The sequence below is a fragment of the Photobacterium sp. GSS17 genome, assembly GCF_028621875.1.
Classification (GTDB): Bacteria; Pseudomonadota; Gammaproteobacteria; order Enterobacterales; family Vibrionaceae; genus Photobacterium; species Photobacterium ganghwense.
On sequence record NZ_CP117518.1, the window covers coordinates 1,258,330 to 1,275,377 of the forward strand.

14 protein-coding genes are annotated in these 17,048 nt (G+C 51.1%); 9 read left to right on the forward strand and 5 right to left on the reverse strand.

Annotation, left to right across the window (positions count from 1 at the left end; all coding sequences use genetic code 11):
• Position 1 precedes the first annotated feature (1 nt).
• From PGW97_RS22175 to PGW97_RS22200, 6 genes are all read left to right on the forward strand, one after another.
• Entirely contained in the window at positions 2 to 958 is a 957-nt protein-coding gene (locus tag PGW97_RS22175) for a LysR family transcriptional regulator (protein ID WP_217391303.1), read from the forward strand.
• A 171-nt stretch (positions 959 to 1,129) separates the two neighbouring features.
• Complete coding sequence (eat, locus tag PGW97_RS22180) at positions 1,130 to 2,563, forward strand: ethanolamine permease (protein WP_217391304.1); 1,434 nt, start codon at positions 1,130 to 1,132, stop codon at positions 2,561 to 2,563.
• A 122-nt stretch (positions 2,564 to 2,685) separates the two neighbouring features.
• The gene (locus tag PGW97_RS22185; RefSeq protein ID WP_273859851.1) at positions 2,686 to 4,053 is read left to right on the forward strand and encodes a glutamine synthetase family protein; all 1,368 of its coding nucleotides are present in this window, start codon (positions 2,686 to 2,688) and stop codon (positions 4,051 to 4,053) included.
• 11 nt (positions 4,054 to 4,064) lie between these two features.
• Positions 4,065 to 5,453 (forward strand): aldehyde dehydrogenase family protein, encoded by a 1,389-nt coding sequence (locus tag PGW97_RS22190; RefSeq protein ID WP_273859852.1) that lies wholly within the window; start codon positions 4,065 to 4,067, stop codon positions 5,451 to 5,453.
• Between the two features lie 88 nt (positions 5,454 to 5,541).
• Complete coding sequence (locus PGW97_RS22195) at positions 5,542 to 6,711, forward strand: iron-containing alcohol dehydrogenase (RefSeq protein WP_273859853.1); 1,170 nt, start codon at positions 5,542 to 5,544, stop codon at positions 6,709 to 6,711.
• Between the two features lie 24 nt (positions 6,712 to 6,735).
• A complete protein-coding gene (locus PGW97_RS22200) occupies positions 6,736 to 7,446 on the forward strand; it encodes a glutamine amidotransferase-related protein (RefSeq protein ID WP_273859854.1) in 711 nt (236 codons plus the stop codon).
• Between the two features lie 277 nt (positions 7,447 to 7,723).
• On the opposite strand, the gene PGW97_RS22205 is transcribed toward PGW97_RS22200, so the two are convergent.
• From PGW97_RS22205 to PGW97_RS22225, 5 genes are all read right to left on the reverse strand, one after another.
• Positions 7,724 to 8,479: a PEP-CTERM sorting domain-containing protein gene (locus tag PGW97_RS22205; RefSeq protein ID WP_273859855.1), complete on the reverse strand. Its 756-nt coding sequence runs from the start codon at positions 8,477 to 8,479 to the stop codon at positions 7,724 to 7,726.
• Positions 8,480 to 9,001: 522 nt separating this feature from the next.
• Complete coding sequence (locus PGW97_RS22210; protein WP_047886125.1) at positions 9,002 to 9,742, reverse strand: sulfite exporter TauE/SafE family protein; 741 nt, start codon at positions 9,740 to 9,742, stop codon at positions 9,002 to 9,004.
• Positions 9,732 to 10,427, reverse strand: coding sequence for a GntR family transcriptional regulator (locus PGW97_RS22215; protein ID WP_047886126.1), 696 nt, complete (start codon positions 10,425 to 10,427; stop codon positions 9,732 to 9,734). The genes PGW97_RS22210 and PGW97_RS22215 overlap by 11 nt, the downstream gene beginning before the upstream one ends.
• Positions 10,428 to 10,462: 35 nt before the next feature.
• Positions 10,463 to 11,935, reverse strand: coding sequence for a chlorohydrolase family protein (locus tag PGW97_RS22220; RefSeq protein ID WP_273859856.1), 1,473 nt, complete (start codon positions 11,933 to 11,935; stop codon positions 10,463 to 10,465).
• The gene (locus tag PGW97_RS22225; RefSeq protein ID WP_273859857.1) at positions 11,932 to 13,128 is read right to left on the reverse strand and encodes an amidohydrolase family protein; all 1,197 of its coding nucleotides are present in this window, start codon (positions 13,126 to 13,128) and stop codon (positions 11,932 to 11,934) included. Before PGW97_RS22225 ends, PGW97_RS22220 begins: the two co-directional genes overlap by 4 nt.
• 369 nt (positions 13,129 to 13,497) lie before the next feature.
• Between PGW97_RS22225 and PGW97_RS22230 the strand changes: the two genes are divergently transcribed.
• The 3 genes from PGW97_RS22230 to PGW97_RS22240 all read left to right on the forward strand — a co-directional run bounded on the left by PGW97_RS22230 (position 13,498) and on the right by PGW97_RS22240 (position 17,048).
• Positions 13,498 to 15,072, forward strand: a complete 1,575-nt coding sequence (locus PGW97_RS22230) for an ABC transporter substrate-binding protein (RefSeq protein WP_047886129.1) — start codon at positions 13,498 to 13,500, stop codon at positions 15,070 to 15,072.
• 20 nt (positions 15,073 to 15,092) lie between these two features.
• Positions 15,093 to 16,058: an ABC transporter permease gene (locus tag PGW97_RS22235; protein WP_217391308.1), complete on the forward strand. Its 966-nt coding sequence runs from the start codon at positions 15,093 to 15,095 to the stop codon at positions 16,056 to 16,058.
• A gap of 99 nt (positions 16,059 to 16,157) precedes the next feature.
• A complete protein-coding gene (locus tag PGW97_RS22240; RefSeq protein WP_047886387.1) occupies positions 16,158 to 17,048 on the forward strand; it encodes an ABC transporter permease in 891 nt (296 codons plus the stop codon).

Here is a 17,048-nt window from a genome sequence, read left to right on the forward strand (position 1 = left end):
ATTGAAAATATTCGGATTTGATCTTCGCGCCCTTGAGGTTTTTGTCACCACCGCCCAGACCGGCAACATGACCCTGGCCGCCAACCAGCTACGGCTGACCCAGTCTTCCGTATCACAAACTATCTCGACCTTAGAGAACAACCTGAATGTCGAATTGCTGGATCGCACCGTGCGCCCGATTGAGCTAACCGTAGCCGGTCGCTACTTTTATGATCAGTCCTGCCATTTACTCTCTCAGGCAGAAAAAACTCATCATGTAATGTCCAAAGGCGACTTTCAGAAATTGCATCTGCTTCGGATCGCTATGGTCGATTCGCTGGCCACCTCGCTGGGCGCCCCGTTGGTGGATGTGATTAAGCGCCACACCGAAAGCTGGACCATCAGCACCGGACGCTCTCACATGCACGCTCAGGCCTTGTTGTCCCGGAATGTCGATATCATTATTTCTGATGATGCGCTGGAGGATAACGAATTTCTCAGCCGCCACCGGATTTTACGGGAACCCTTTATTCTGGTTATCCCCCGCCGAGAAACCCGCCGGTTTGCCTCTTTCCAGCAACTGATCCGTGAACTCGACTTTGTCCGTTACACCAGTGATTCCCTGATTGGAACAACCATCGAACGGTACCTGCGCAGGCAAGGCGTGTCGGCACCAATCCGCATGCAGCTGGACAATACCTTCGCGCTCCTTTCTAGTGTCGCTGCCGGTCTGGGCTGGACTATCACTACCCCGCTCTGCCTGTTTCAGAGCGGCTTATTCCGCGATCAACTCACCTGCCTGCCTTTGCCCTCTGATGAACCCTTACAACGAAATCTGACTCTGGTCAGCCGCCATAACGAGCTGGGTAATCTGCCACAGATTCTGGCCGCTGACAGTCGCCAGGTCATGCATGACAAATTCCTGCCGAATGTGCTGCGTGAGCTGCCCTGGCTCGAAAAAGACTTACACGTCGGCTAAACCCAACAAGATTGCGTGGGAGAAGCCGTCCACGCCGTACTATTAGAGAAACTTATACTCTACTGTTAGCGGAACTGATTCTTGTTGCGGACTGATAAAAATCGCCACTATGTTAATAACATGTAACAAAAAGTGCGAATGACTTTATCAACCCGTTCATAAGGAAATGTTATGTCTGACAGCAACCATCAAGCAGTCAAGAGTAATGCCGTTTCTGACGATTACCTGAGTAAGCGTCAACTGAAGAAAGGGGTCGCAGGCTGGATTTTATTAGCCAGCCTGGGCGTGTCATATGTGATCTCCGGAGACTTCGCCGGGTGGAACTTTGGCCTTGAACAAGCCGGCTTCGGGGGCATGTTCATTGCGACCCTGATCATGGGCCTGATGTACATCTGCCTGGTACTGAGCCTGGCCGAACTGTCCTCCTCCATTCCGACGGCCGGTGGTGGTTACAGCTTCGCCCGCCGCGCTTTAGGTCCGCTGGGCGGCTTTCTGACCGGCACCGCAATCTTACTGGAATATGCCATCGCCCCTGCGGCTATCGCGATTTTCATCGGTGGGTACGTTAACGAGCTAATTGGTATCGACGGCCCTGTCGTTTATGCCGCTTTCTACTGCGTGTTCGTCGGCATCCACCTCTGGGGAGCCGGAGAAGCCTTGCGCATTATGATGGTGATCACCGCGCTTGCTGTCGTTGCAGTGATTGTTTTTGCTGTGGGTATGCTGCCTCATTTTGATGTTAATAACCTTTTCACTATCGCAGCAAACCCGGAAGCAGCAGGGGCGAGCAGCTTCCTGCCGGAAGGCTATGTCGGCATCTGGGCGGCATTGCCATTTGCCATGTGGCTATTCCTGGCGGTCGAAGGGGTTCCCCTTGCCGCAGAAGAAGCGACCAACCCTGCGAAAGACATGCCACGCGGCATTATCGCCTCCATGCTGGTACTGCTGGTGTTCGCTGCGCTGGTCTTGTTCCTGGTACCGGGTGGTGCCGGTGCTGAAGCCATGAAATCACACAGCGCACCTTTGGTTGGGGCTCTGCAGGCTGTTCACGGCACCGATTCACTGGCCGCCAAGTTCGTCAACATCGTCGGCCTGTTTGGTTTAATTGCCAGTTTCTTCTCCATTATTTACGCCTATTCCCGCCAGGTGTTTGCCTTGTCTCGCGCTGGCTACCTGCCCCGCTTCCTGTCCTTGTCCGGTGAACGAAAAGTACCGGTTTACGCCCTGATCGTACCGGGCGTGCTGGGTTTCCTGCTGTCGTTGTCCGGCGAAGGGGATCTGATGATCACCATGGCGGTTTTTGGCGCTACGGTTTCCTACGCCCTGATGAGCTTGTCTCACATCATCCTGCGCCAAAAAGAACCGCAACTGGAGCGCCCTTACAAAACACCGGGCGGCACCCTGACTTCCGGCATTGCGCTGGTACTGTCTCTGGTCGCACTGGCATCGACGTTCGTGGTCAGCACCCAAGCCGCCTTGTGGTCAGCCCTGTTCTACGTCGTAATGCTCACGTACTTCCTGCTTTACAGCCGACACCGCATTGTTGCCAATGCCCCTGAAGAAGAATTTGCCCTGATTTCGAGCGCAGAGTCTGAACTCAGCTAATACTTTTCTTATAACAATCAAACTGATAAGGACGGATGTCACAAAACAGACCGTGCTGCCGTCCTTGCAAACACAACATAACCTACAGGCTCAGGAAAGAGCCCTCCGGATGAGAGGTATACATGGAACCAAGAAATGTTAAAACAATCGCTGATGCAATGGCTATCGTGGAAGAGCGTTCGCTGACGCACATTAAGGTTGGGCTGTTTGATAATGACGGCATCATGCGCGGCAAATACATGTCGAAATCGAAATTCTTTTCCTCCCTTGAAAACGGATTTGCTTTTTGTGACGTCGTACTAGGTTGGGATTCCAAAGATCAGCTGTACGACAACACTCGCTACACCGGTTGGCACACCGGTTATCCCGATGCCCCAGTGCGCATCCTGCCCCACACCTGCCGGGAAGTGCATGGCGAAGAGGGAATGCTGCTATTTATTGCCGAGTTTGACGGTGAAGCAGAAAAAGTCTGCCCGCGTGGGGCGTTGCGCCGAACACTGCAAAAAGCCGACGCAATGGGGTTCGATGTGTTTGCGGCTCTGGAATACGAATTCTTTATGTTCAACGAAACCCCACATTCCGCCCGTGAGAAAGGATTTAGAAACCTGGAAACCATTACTCCAGACTGGTTCGGCTATTCGATGATCCGCAATTCGGTACACTCCGGGTTGTATCAGGACATCTTGCAGATGAGTGAGCAAATGGACTTCCCGATTGAGGGCATCCACTCTGAAACCGGACCGGGCGTGCTGGAAGCCGCGATGGCGGTGGATGCGGCGGAAGCCGCCGCAGATAAAGCGGCCCTGTTCAAAACCTTTATGAAAGTGCTGGCACAAAAGCGCGACCTGCTGGCAACGTTTATGGCCAAATGGTCGGGCGACTACCCGGGACAAAGCGGTCACATCCATGTCTCGCTGAAAAATAAAGATGGCTCATCTGCGTTTTTTGACAGCAGCCAGACCCACTCCATGAGCAAAATTCAGCGTCATTTTCTGGCCGGTCAGCAACGCCTGATGCCAGAGTTTCTCTGCCTCATTGCCCCGACAATTAACAGCTATACTCGAATGATTCCTGGGTTCTGGGCTCCCACTCACGCCACCTGGGGGGTGGAAAACCGCACCACAGCGCTACGCGTGATCCCTGGATCTGAGAAATCACAACGCATCGAGCACCGCCTGGGCGCCGCCGATGCCAATCCTTACCTGTCGCTGGCCGCGGCTGTCGCTTCCGGTTTATACGGCATCATGCAGGAGTGGGAACCGTATGAGCAAGTAAAAGGCAACGCTTATAATCAGCAGCATGCACCGGAGCTTGAGCTTCCCCGCACCCTGTGGGATGCCGCCCAGCGCTTCAAGCAATCGGAAGCCGCCCGCACCATGTTCGGTGATGAGTTTGTCGATCACTTCGCTGCCAGCCGCGAATGGGAAGAGCGTGAATTCAGAAAACACGTGACCGACTGGGAAATGGATCGCTACTTTGAAATCATCTAGGGAAGACAACCATGACTACGATGCAACACACGATTTCACCGATTGACGGCAGTGTTTATGTCAGTCGCCCGCTGGCCACTCAGGCCAATATTGAAACCAGCCTGAAACAAGCAAGCGATGCCCGCCCCCACTGGGCACAGACGGCACTCAAAGAACGACAGGCTATTTGCAGTAAAGCCATTGACTGGCTTGAACAGCACAAGCCAGTAATTAGCGAGGAAATTTGCTGGCAGATGGGACGCCCTGTTCGTTACGCACAGGGGGAAGTAAATGGTCTGGCAGAGCGTGCCCGCTACATGATTGAAGTCAGTGAAAACGCGCTGGCACCGCTGACACTTCCGGAAAAAACCGGTTTCACCCGCTATATTACCCGCGAACCGGTTGGCGTTGTTTTTGTGATAGCCCCGTGGAATTACCCGTACCTGACCGCCATTAACAGCATTGTACCGGCACTACTGGCCGGAAACTGCGTTATCCTGAAGCATTCCGCCCAAACCCCTCTGTGCGCGGAACGTCTGGTCGAAGCGTTCCAGGCGGCCGGACTGCCCGACGGCGTTTTCCAGTACCTGCACTTAAGCCATCAGGACACCCAATCGATCATTCAGTCCGATCGCATCAACCACATCGCCTTTACCGGTTCGGTGCAAGGTGGCGCACAGGTCGAGCAGGCAGCGGCAGGCCACTTTATCGGTGTCGGGCTTGAACTGGGCGGCAAAGATCCGGCCTATGTCCGGGAAGATGCCGACCTTGATCAGGCGGTCGAAACGACCATTGACGGCGCCTTTTTCAACTCCGGTCAGTCCTGCTGCGGGATAGAACGCATTTATGTCCATCACAGCCAGTACGATGAATTCGTCCGGAAGGCGGTTGCACTGGTCAAAACCTACCAGCTGGGACGTTCAGATGAGCAGGACACCACACTGGGGCCACTGGTACGCACCAGCGCGGCGGATTTCGTACGCAGCCAGATTCAGGACGCGGTCGCGCAGGGTGCCATTGCCCACATTGACGAAGCCCTGTTCCCGGCCAGTCAAACGGGCACTCCTTATCTGGCGCCGCAACTGCTCACGCAGGTTGACCATTCAATGCGGGTGATGAATGAGGAGTCATTCGGTCCGGTGGTCGGAGTCATGAAAGTCAACAGCGACGAGGAAGCTATCGCGCTGATGAATGACAGCCAGTTTGGCCTGACCGCCAGCATTTTCACCCGCGATATTCCGACCGGTATTGCACTTGGCGAGCAACTGGACACCGGCACATTTTTTATCAATCGCTGTGATTATCTCGATCCGGCCCTGGCCTGGACCGGCGTCAAGCATTCCGGCCACGGCTGTACGCTGTCTGAACTGGGTTTTGACGCGCTGACGCGACCTAAATCCTTCCATATCAAACATGCCTGATAACACCGGCAATTCGCTAACATTATCACTTTCAGTTACAAGTCGACAGGCCGCTTTCCGGACGGAAGGCGGCGACAAGGAGAGCACCATGCAACTACAAGGAAACTGGAACTATCCCACTTCGATTACAGTCGGTGAAGGATGCCTGGCTCAAGTGGGGCAAGCCTGCCAGCAGGCTGGCATTACTAAAGCACTGCTTGTGACCGACCCCGGCCTGGCCGACCTTCCGATGGTCGCCGCCACACTCGATTACTGCCGCCAAGCGGGGATCGAGTGTGATATTTTCAGCCGTATTCAGGGGAACCCGACCGGCGAGAATGTCGAAGACGGTCTGCAAGTGTATCGGCTGGGGCGGTTTAATGGTGTGATTGCCTTTGGCGGCGGTTCCAGCCTGGATGCTGCAAAAGCCATTGCCCTTATGGCAGGCCAGACGCTGCCGCTCTGGGCGTTTGAAGATATCGGTGATAACTGGCTTCAGGCCGATGCTTCGGCGATTGCGCCCGTGATCGCGATTCCGACTACCGCCGGCACCGGCTCTGAAGTCGGGCGGGCCTCGGTGATTACCGATACCCAACATCACGTCAAAAAAATCATCTTCCACCCGAAAATGCTGCCGGTAAAAGTCCTGTTGGATCCTGCCGTTACTGTCGGCCTGCCGCCACATATTACCGCAGCAACAGGGATGGATGCCCTTTCACACAATCTGGAAGCCTTTTGCGCCACCAGCTATCACCCGATGGCGGAAGGGATTGCTCTGGAAGGGATTCGCCTGATCAAGCACTACCTGCCTGAAGCCATTGAAAACGGCGGGAACATTGAAGCCCGCACCCAAATGCTGGTTGCCTCCAGCATGGGAGCAACGGCGTTCCAGCGAGGTCTGGGAGGCATGCACGCGATTGCGCACACCCTTGGGGCGCTGTATGACAAACACCACGGCCTGCTCAATGCCATTCTGATGCCTTATGTCCTTCAGGCCAACCGGGTCGCTATTGAAGATAAAATCACAAACCTCGCCCGCTATCTGGATCTGCCTGAACCGGGTTTCGATGCCTTTATGACCTGGATACTGGATTTCCGTCAGGCGATGAATATTCCGCATACTCTGGCAGACATTGATATCACGCTGGAAGATGCCCAGCGGGTCGGTGAAATGGCCGTGGCCGACCCTTCCGCCGGAGGCAACCCCATCGCCTTTTCCGCAGACGTTTACAGCCGGATTTTTACCGATGCGGTCATCGGCCGACTGAGTGAGTCCTAGTTCAAGCCAATAAAAGGAAACGTAATGAAGATCGGAATACTGCAATGCGATGATGTCACTCCTGAGTTACAACGGCTACATGGCAATTATCCGGCAATGTTTGAAGCTTTATTGCATGAACAGGATGATTCACTGGAGTTAATTTTTTACCGTGCGCTCGACGGGGAACTGCCGTCAGACATTGATGAGTGCGATGCGTACATGACGACCGGCAGTCGCCACAGCGTGAATGACCCGTTTCCCTGGATAGCCAATTTGCTCGACTTCGTACGGCGTTTACATGATCAGGAAAAAAAGCTGGTCGGGATCTGCTTTGGTCACCAGCTTATTGCCAAGGCGCTGGGCGGCGATGTAATCCAGGCGCCTCAGGGCTGGGGAGTCGGGGTAGCCACCCACAGCCTGCTGCAGTCGCCAGACTGGCTGGATGAAGAGCAATGCCTTCCTGAAACCCTGTCACTGGTTGTCAGTCATCAGGATCAGGTCGTCGGGTTACCAGAAAACAGTGAAGTGCTGGCAGGCAGTACGTTCTGCCCCAATTACATGATTCAGATTGGCACCCACTTTTTAGGTGTACAGGGTCATCCGGAATTCAGCAAAGCGTATTCCCGGGATTTGATGCTCTATCGGGAAAACATTTTGCCCAAGCCGGTGTTAGATAATGGATTAACTTCACTGGAAAAACCGGTCGACAGCCAGCAGGTCACCCGTTGGTTACTGGATTTTCTACGCCGTTAACGGAAGACGTTGATTCAGTCTGAAGGCAGACAGTGAATCTAATCCGATCAGGGCAACAGATACGATCATTGTAAAAACGCAAAGCCGGTGCGAGTTGCACCGGCTTTTTTTGGCTTGTAGCGCGATTGATTGGCTGTTCATTACTTGCAACTTGTCATGACTTACAACTTTTCATACAGCGCTGCTTGCCTGTTAACTTGCCTATTCAGACCAGAGTGGGCAGATCAGTGTAGACAGGCCAGCAGCACTTATTTGCTGGAAAATTGAACCAAAACACTCAGGCGAGAAGCGCTTGATTCGCTTTCCCGTGCTGGCGACGGGTGCGGCGCCAGCCAATAAAGCCCAGACCCGATGCCATCAGCAGCAGACTCGCTGGTTCTGGGACAGGATTAGGGTAACCGCCGTACGAGTAGTCCAGCCCTGCAAGACGGAAGTCAGACAACCCAACCCCGGACAGTACAATATGTTTGACGTAGTCTTCGCCCTCAAAATCCCAGTACTGGTTATCGAAGTTAAACGCATCCGGAGTCAGCTTATCCAGTAACGTATCCAGATGAAGCAGATCCGTATTCACATTCAATTCAAATTCCGGATGTCGGTCATCAATGATAAAGGCCGTTGCCGCTTCAAGCAGAAGATCAAAATTATTGATATACAGACCATTCACCGTTGATGGGTGATTGAAGCTCAATACTAAAAACTCCCAGCCATCGACTTTATCGTGATCATCAAAGACATTGCCGATCCCCTCTACAAAATTTGCCGGAATGGTGTTTACCCCAATTCCCCGATTGCCGGAAGAAAGCTGTACTAATGACTGATCGCCCGTGATGAAGGAATGGTTAGCAATGTTCCCCGCACCATCAATGAAATAACGGTAGGATGAAAAAGTAATATCACCGACAGTCGCTGACTGTTGCCCATTCAGACTTGCGTAAGAGCCATCCGTGAAATCCAAATACGTAGCCGATGCGTTCATTGAAGTACCGGCAAGTGCAAGAGTGAAAAGACCAGATTTAATATATGAGTTCATGGTGTTGCTCCTTTATTGGTATTTATATTGTTTTTGCGTTTTGGTAAGTCTTAAAAGCATTATGCGTACCAATATGCAACCCACTGAAATCATTATGTATTAATTTTCAGGCAGTGTAGTATGTAAACTTTACATACAATACGATCTCTCTTTTCTTTCCTTTTTAAATCCATGAGTTATGTAAGGTCTCCGTCCTGAAACGCTTGTCTCATGCGGAAGAAACGGTGCCAGCAGCAAGACCAAACGTCAATTTATCCAGACAGCGATGCTGTAAAACATTCCGACACCACAGGAAACCTCTGCCGTACAACAGTTTCTAGTCAGAGCTTCACCTAAACAATTAATGGCATTTCCTCTGCACATAGCTATTTCACGCACACAGTTAGCCCATGCACGCAACTACCTCATGCACGCAATTAGCCCATGCACACAGCTATCCCAGCCACAGGCCTGGCAATCAGAGGAGATAAAAAATAAATAAAAACTCAGTAACGGAGAAAGGCGCTAGCAATAAATGAATAATTAAAACAGGCCATTATAAATCAGTTTTAATCCTGAAAAGAACAGGAAGAAATAACACGTTTTATACAGCACTTCCTGATTAATTTTATCCAGTAACATCACGCCAAGTTTGACGCCTAATAATGCAAAAGGCACTAATACTAGCGACGACATAATATTCTGCATATTAATTAACCCAAGGCTGACATAGGCCGTAAGCTTAAAGTAGTTAAGGATTGCAAAAAACCAGACAATGGTGCCTATCAGTTTCTTTTTGTCTAATGTCTGTGGTAACAGATAAATACTGACCGGGCCACCACCAGCATGGATTGCTGTACTAGAAAAGCCGCCGACTGAACTCCAGAGAAAAGCGGATACGGTACCACCCGGTTTACTCTGTTCCTTTTTAAAGACATACAACAAAACAAATACAATAGAAATGGCACCAACCAGAAGCTGTAGCCCCGCACTGGATAAACTGGAGAGCAAAAGTGCCGCCATAAAGACACCAGCGATACCCCCAACCAACATCTTTCTCAGATGTGGCCAGCTGGCATTGTGAAAATGATAGCGAATCGCAGAAGCATCCATCACCATCAGAATTGGCAGTAATATCGCTGCGGCTAAGCTGGTTGATATCGTCAGTGCCATCATAGGCACCACGATATCTCCTAACGCGCCACCTAATCCCCCTTTACCAATGCCGTACAATATGACGGCAGGTATTGAGATCAGATAAAAAAGCGGATCATCAATCAACATCAGAACTTATCCTTTTCGAGAATATAGATTCAAAATCCACGTTTTCGGCATCAAACTCTTTAAGATCAAGATTGCTGTTAAGAGACTCAAGATGAAGCCGCATTGACTCTCTCGCGCCCTGATGATCCTTTTTTCTTAAAAGGTTTAAAATATCGGTGTGCTCTTTACAATGGCAGCTGCCTTCACGCTTGATACTGTACATGTTAAATACCAGTGAGGAACGCCCCAGCATTTCTTGTAAAGATTTCACCAAAAACTGATTCCCGCAGACTTTGGCTAATTTAAGGTGGAAATTTAACGAGCAATCCAGCGACTTCGCATATTCATCATTATCAATTGCTGCCTGTTCATCAGCGATGTACTTCTCAAGCTCTGCAATATCTTCCGCCGTTATTTTCTGTGCCGCCTGGCTGGTTGATTCTTGCTCAAGAATAAATCGCATATCCATTATGTCGCGCGCTTCATCACGGGTTGGCGAAGCAACCACGGCCCCCTTATTGGGCTGTATTTCAACGAGCCCGACCAGAGACAACTCACGTAGCACATCACGAACCGTTGCCCGGCTGGTTGATAAAGCCTGAGCCAGACGGGTTTCTACCATTCGAGTTGATGGAGGCAGTTTTAAAGTAACAATGGCGGTATAAATGTCAGAATATACACGTTGCTTTTCGTCTGTCTGGCGCACGTTAACTCCTCGCATGGTAATGTCCATGATTGCTTTTATTGGCGGCGATGAACGGGCAGTGAAGGAGGAAAAATTTCATCCAATGACTGAGAGCCAAATGCCCGTTCCGGGTAGGTCGATTTAAAGTAATCAAACTGATGCTGAGCTTGCTGGTGCAATAAGGCCATGTCCCATTCCTGATGGGTTAATTTGCCATCCCACACTCGGCGCACACCGTTGACTATGACTCCCTTAATATCTCGCCCATTCCCGTTGATCACCATGGTTGTGATTGGGTCAAAATTTTGACCAGTATATATGTTATTGAAGTCAAAGATAATCATGTCGGCGGCACTCCCTTCACAGAGCCGTCCCAGATCATCCCGCCCCAGCGCTTTCGCTCCGCCCAAGGTGGCCATATTGTAATAATCAAGGGCCGAAGCCTCAGTAATGTTGCTCTCATTAACCCGGCTGAGAATACAGCCAATGTGCATGTTCTGGATCATATCGACCGGGAAAGTGTCCGTTCCGAGCGATAAATTAATGCCGTGTTGCTTAAAGCGGGAAACACCTGAAAAGTATTTACCATGACGCCCTGCAACCAGCGGACAAATCACTGCACTGGCACCACTTTCACCAATCAGCGCCAGCTCATCATTGACCCTTGCGTCTGTCGGTGTCAGCCCCCCCAGAAATTGCAGGTGAGGCAATAAAAGATGCCTGCTGAGCAAGCCCGCTTCTGCCATATATTCAATGGATGATTTCCCCTGATGGAGACGATCAATCATTTTCAGTTCGAACTCGCCCTGACAGCTATGTAACCGCACCGGGCACTGTAAATCTCGCATGGCACGGGCCGTTTCCTGCAAAAGCGCAGGCGTACAGCCTTCAATTCTATCCGGCGCTAACACCCCCTCAATTGTCTCCGGGTAATCGGCACGCAGACGCTCGATATAGTGAATTGCCTGACGCAGGCCGGAGAGCCCCTTCGCTTCGTCAAACATCATGCTGACGCTTTCGTCCGGGTTGACCACCCCATAACCGGACATATACGCAGGGCCGAGAAAGGCACGGATGCCTGCCTCAACGGCAATATCCGCCGTACGCACAAACTCGTCATACGTCTCTGCCCATTCCCGGTACAAAATCGAAGTGATCGGCATTACAGTCGTAATGCCGTTGAGCAGCAACATGTTGAACGCGTACCGCTTATTAAAATCCAGCTGCGCATTACTGTAGGTTTCGCGCCGCTGCCAGGCAGACGAAGGCAAACGTCCCTTCTTCCAGCCGGGTTGGTGGTCAAAAGCCAACACCGTGGAGTCAAGGTCGACAATGGCATCCAGATCGATAAACCCGGGGCCAATCAAGACATTGCCCAAATCGATAGAGTCATCCACGACGCCCGGATAGTCATGGCCCACAAACAGAACCTTGCCGCCCTGCTCATAGACAATCTGGGCATCTTCGTAGAGACAATGGGCACCGTTCTGATAACCGACAATCCATTTCGCACTCAGCCGGGTGATCATTGTGCCCCTCCTACCCACTCGCCATTATTGACAACACAGCGTCCTTTTCTGAAGACGGTTCGCTGCGCTGGCTGGGAGACAATTGCTTCGACAAAGTTCTGACCTTTAACCAGGACAAAATCGGCATCAGCCCCTGGGCGCAGACCGTAATTTTCCAGACCCATTAATTGAGCCCCACCCTCAGTGATGGCGTACAATGCCTGCTCCAGCTCCTTATCTTTTCGCCAGCGGTATTTCAGCCCCAGAAACATTGCCCGTTGTAATAAGTCGGCATTGCCATACGGGCTCCAGGTATCTCGAATGCCATCATTGCCCGCACTGATAATAACCCCATGCTCGCGCAGCAGCTCAAATGGCGGGACTGTTCGATTCGATGGTGCAGTGGTGGCAATACGAATATCGTTTTGCCCCAGCAACGCAGCAAGTTTTCGCTGATAACCGTCATCAACCTCGCCAAGGCAGAAAGCATGGCTGATCGTGACCATGCCCTGCATTCCCGTCGCCTGAACACGTTCTGCCACCAGCTCCACAGAAAAGGCACCTAGCTCACCCGCTTCATGAAGGTGTAAGTCGATACCTTTGCCATGCTTCTGGGCTAACTCAAATAAACAATCAATATGGCGAACCGGATCGCGTTCAAAAGAGGAAGGATCAATCCCGCCTACCAAATCGCACCCCATCATCATGGCTTGGTCCATCACATCATAAGTGCCTGGTCGACCTAACATCCCGCTTTGAGGAAAGCACACGGTTTCTATCTCAACTAAACCACGCAGCTTTTTTTTGGTGGCCAGCACGCCTTCTACATGCCGGCACCCCATTTCCGTGTCCACGTCAATGTGGGTGCGGATATGGGTTGTTCCCAAACGCAAGTATTCTTTTGCAATGCGCTCCGACTGTTGCTGCGAGTCAAAGGGCGTTTCTGCTCTGAACCGCCGTTCATTTTCTACAATTGCCTGAAGATCTCGAGGAACATCGTTTTCATACCACTCCATTCCCCACAGCGTTTTATCAATATGTGCATGCCCGTCAATCAAGCCCGGCAGCATAACCAGCCCATCGGCATCCAGCACAGTGTCTGCTTCGACATTGATCAGTGATGCTATCTCAGCAATGCTGCCGTCTTTCACCAGCACATCACTTTTGTGCTTGGCCGTCCCTAGTTGTGCTTGTTTGAGTAGTAAAGTAGCCATCGAGATCCTTCCCTTCTGAATTGTTAACTTTTAATCATCATATTGCCAACAATCCTAGATAGTCAATCAAACAAAACAACAAAATAAAACGCATTGTTAACAATCAGGAAATCCATTGCATCTTAGAAGACATTAAACCAAAGAATACAAAAACAATATAAATCAATTAATTAAATAAAAATCAGATACCCAAAAAGAATCCGACATCTCTTATTGATATAAAAAATCATTATTTATTGTTGATTGTTACAGCATCCATTGCTAACAATATTATTACAAGCAAAAAACATTTCGTGTTGAGCTTGCTACAAAACATCCCGCTCAGAGGTAAGGGAACTCTCAGCTAACCAGCGCTATAAGGATATTGCGATGAAAAAAACGATGCTTACTCTTGGCCTTACTGCACTTTTCAGTCAGGCCGCAATGGCAGAAAATTCACTGGTCTGGACCCAGTCCATTGATATCCCGACCCTGGATCCCTACGCATTCGCGTCTACGTCAGCCTTAGCATTTCAAAACCACATCTATGAAGGGCTGGTGCAGTGGGATGACAACTTCAACATTGCCCCGGCACTGGCAACAGCCTGGACACAGGTGGATAACGAGACAATTCGCTTTACCCTGCGCAAGGGCGTCACGTTCCATAACGGCAACCCGTTTAATGCTGATGATGTCGTCGCGTCGATTGAACGCGTCACCCACCCTGATTCCGGGATCCGCGGGAATGCCTCATCTGTCGTCAGCGCCCGAAAACTTAGCGACTACGAAGTGGAAATCAAAACCACGCCTTCATCACCGATTGTGCTCAATGAACTCACCGGCGTGCTCATCATGGACAAAGAGTGGCTGACCGCCAATAACGCATTGATGCCAAGCAGCATGAGCCTCGGCACTGAGAGTTTCGCAACCAACAACGCCAATGGTACCGGGCCGTTCATTCTGGAAAGCCGTCGCCGCGATGCTCAAATGGTGTTGAAAGTGAACGAAAAATGGTGGAACAACGCTCAGAAGCAGCACAACATCGATAAGGTGGTGTTCAAACCCGTCTCTTCGGATGCCACCCGCCTGGCCGGATTAATGTCTGGCGAGTTCGATATCACCACCGATGTCCCTCTGCAGGATCTTCCTCGGCTGGAAAAAGATCCGAAGCTGACCGTGAAAATTAAGCCGTCTTTGCGGGTGGATTACCTGAGTTTCAACATGGCAGATTCACTCAATGCAAAAAATGACTTTGACGCAAATCCACTGAAAGACATTCGCGTCAGACAGGCGTTGGTTCAGGCGGTCAATCGCGATGTGATCGTGAAGAAAATCATGCGAGATATGACGGAAGTCGCCAACACCTATGTCGCCCCTGGGATTGCCGGCTACGATGCCTCTTCTCAGCTTGAATTACCCTACGATCCGAACAAAGCGAAGCAGCTATTAAAAGAAGCGGGATACCAGGATGGCTTCAATATTGCCTTCGATTGTGTTCAGGGGGCGTATATTAATGCTGAGCAATGGTGTCAGGCCGTGCAGCGCTATTGGGCAAAAGTGGGCATCAATGCCAGCCTGAACATGCACCCTCGCAGCACCTACTCCACCATCCGCGACCAGGGTAAAACGGACATTGCCGTGCTGGGATGGGCCAACCTTCCGTTAATTGATGCGTACAGTATCAACCAGCAACTCCTGCACTCCAAAGACAACGGCATCTATGGCGCTTTCAACATTCCGACTTACCGTAACGACGTAGTCGATACCTACATCGAGCAAGCCTCTACCGAGCTGGACAAAGACAAACGTGTAGCCCTGATGGCTGCTGCGCTGAAACAAGCACAAAACGATTTGCCTTATATGCCACTGCATTTTGAACCGGTTGCCTGGGTAACGTCGAAGAAACTGTCCATTACGCAGCAGTCGGACAACGTTGTTCGCCTGTGGAAAGCACAGATCCAATAATCTAGATAGGGTAATTGCTTATGATTGCTTTCCTGATCCAGCGTTTTTTACAGGCCTGCGGACTAATGATGTCCGTGGCACTGATTGCTTTCGTGATGTTCCAGTTTGTGGGCGATCCGGTAGACGGCATGCTGCCGGAAAACGCCACCCAGATTGAAAGGGACGAACTGAGAAACAAGCTGGGGCTAAATGACTCGGTGCTCACTCAGTACACCCGATTTGTCGGAAATATCGCCCAGGGTAACTTCGGGATTTCCTACTACAACCAGAGTGATGTGTTTTCACTGATTGCCGAGCGGCTGCCCGCCACACTGGAACTGGTGTTTGTCGCTGTGGTGATGTCACTGGCTATAGGTATCCCCTTGGGCGTGTGGGTCACTTTCTCGAAAAATCGCGTGATGACTTCGCTGGTGCAAACCTTATCACTGGTGGGTGTTTCATTACCCAGCTTTGTCGTTGGGATCCTGCTAATCATTGTCTTTTCTGTCTGGCTGGGCTGGTTCCCATCACATGGCCGCGGGGAAATTACCGAGATTGGCGGTTGGTCTACCGGACTTCTGACGGTCACCGGCTGGCAATCCATCATCCTGCCGGCAATGTCACTGGCTCTGTTTATGATAACCATGGTGATGCGCCTGCTGAAAAGTGAAATGCAGGAAACCCTCCGCGCCGATTACATCAAATTTGCCAAAGCCCGCGGCATTAAACAACGCAGCATCCGTTACAAGCATGTTCTGAAAAACTCTCTGCTGCCCGTCATTACTGTTGTCGGACTGCAGATTGGCGGTCTCATTGCCTTTGCCGTGGTGACAGAAACCATCTTTCAGTGGCCGGGAATGGGGCTGTTGTTTATCCAGGCGGTCAACTATGTCGACATTCCGGTGATCTCCGCCTATCTGGTTTTTATCTCGCTGATTTTTGTCACGATCAACACCGCCGTCGACATTATTTATCAATTTGTTGACCCGCGAATGAGAGCGAAGTAAGGGAGCGTTATCATGGAAAAGATTCACTCTGGTACCGCGGCTGCAGAACAACGCTCACCGCATTGGTTCAGCCGGTTCAAAACACAATGTCACACCTTTATGGACAGTGATTTTGTGTACAGCTTCACCCAATCCAAACTCACGATGTTTGCCGCCGCATTGCTGTTAGTGTTACTGCTGGCCGGGAGCTTTGCGACACAATTGTCGCCTTACAATCCGTTTGATACGACCGCGTTTGATCTGCTGGATTCTGAGCTGCCGCCAGCCTGGGAAAGCGAAGGCGATCCGCGCTTCACTCTGGGCACGGATATTCAGGGGCGTGATGTGTTATCCCTGATCCTTTATGGGCTGAGAGTGTCCCTGATTGTGGGTGTGATCAGCGTCTTTTGTTCCATGCTGCTGGGCGTCAGCCTGGGGGTCATCAGCGGTTACGTCGGCGGAAAAACCGATGCCCTCATTATGCGGGTAGCCGATGCCATGCTGAGCTTTCCGACCATTATGTTTGCCCTGCTGGTCAGTGGTGCGGCACGCGGTATTTTTCCTCAGGACATGCATGGCGACATTGCGGTTTATATCATAATTTTCTCCATCACTCTGACGGGCTGGATGCAATACGCCCGTACCGTCCGGGGCTCAACCCTGCTCGAAGGCAACAAAGAGTATGTACAGGCTGCGAAAGTGATGGGCAGCAGCACCGCCCGCATCATGTTTCAGCACATCCTGCCGAATGTGGTCAGCCCGGTTCTGGTTATTGCGACACTGCATCTGGCACTTGCGGTCCTGACCGAAGCCACATTGTCATTTCTTGGGGTTGGTATGCCACCGAACCAGCCTTCTCTGGGCACATTGATCAATGAGGGCAATCAATATCTCTTCTCCGGCCAATGGTGGGTTGTCGCGTTTCCTTCCCTCACTCTGGTGCTGATTGCCTTGTCCGTAAACTTAGTCGGCGACTGGTTGCGCGATGCACTAAACCCAAAATTGAGGTAA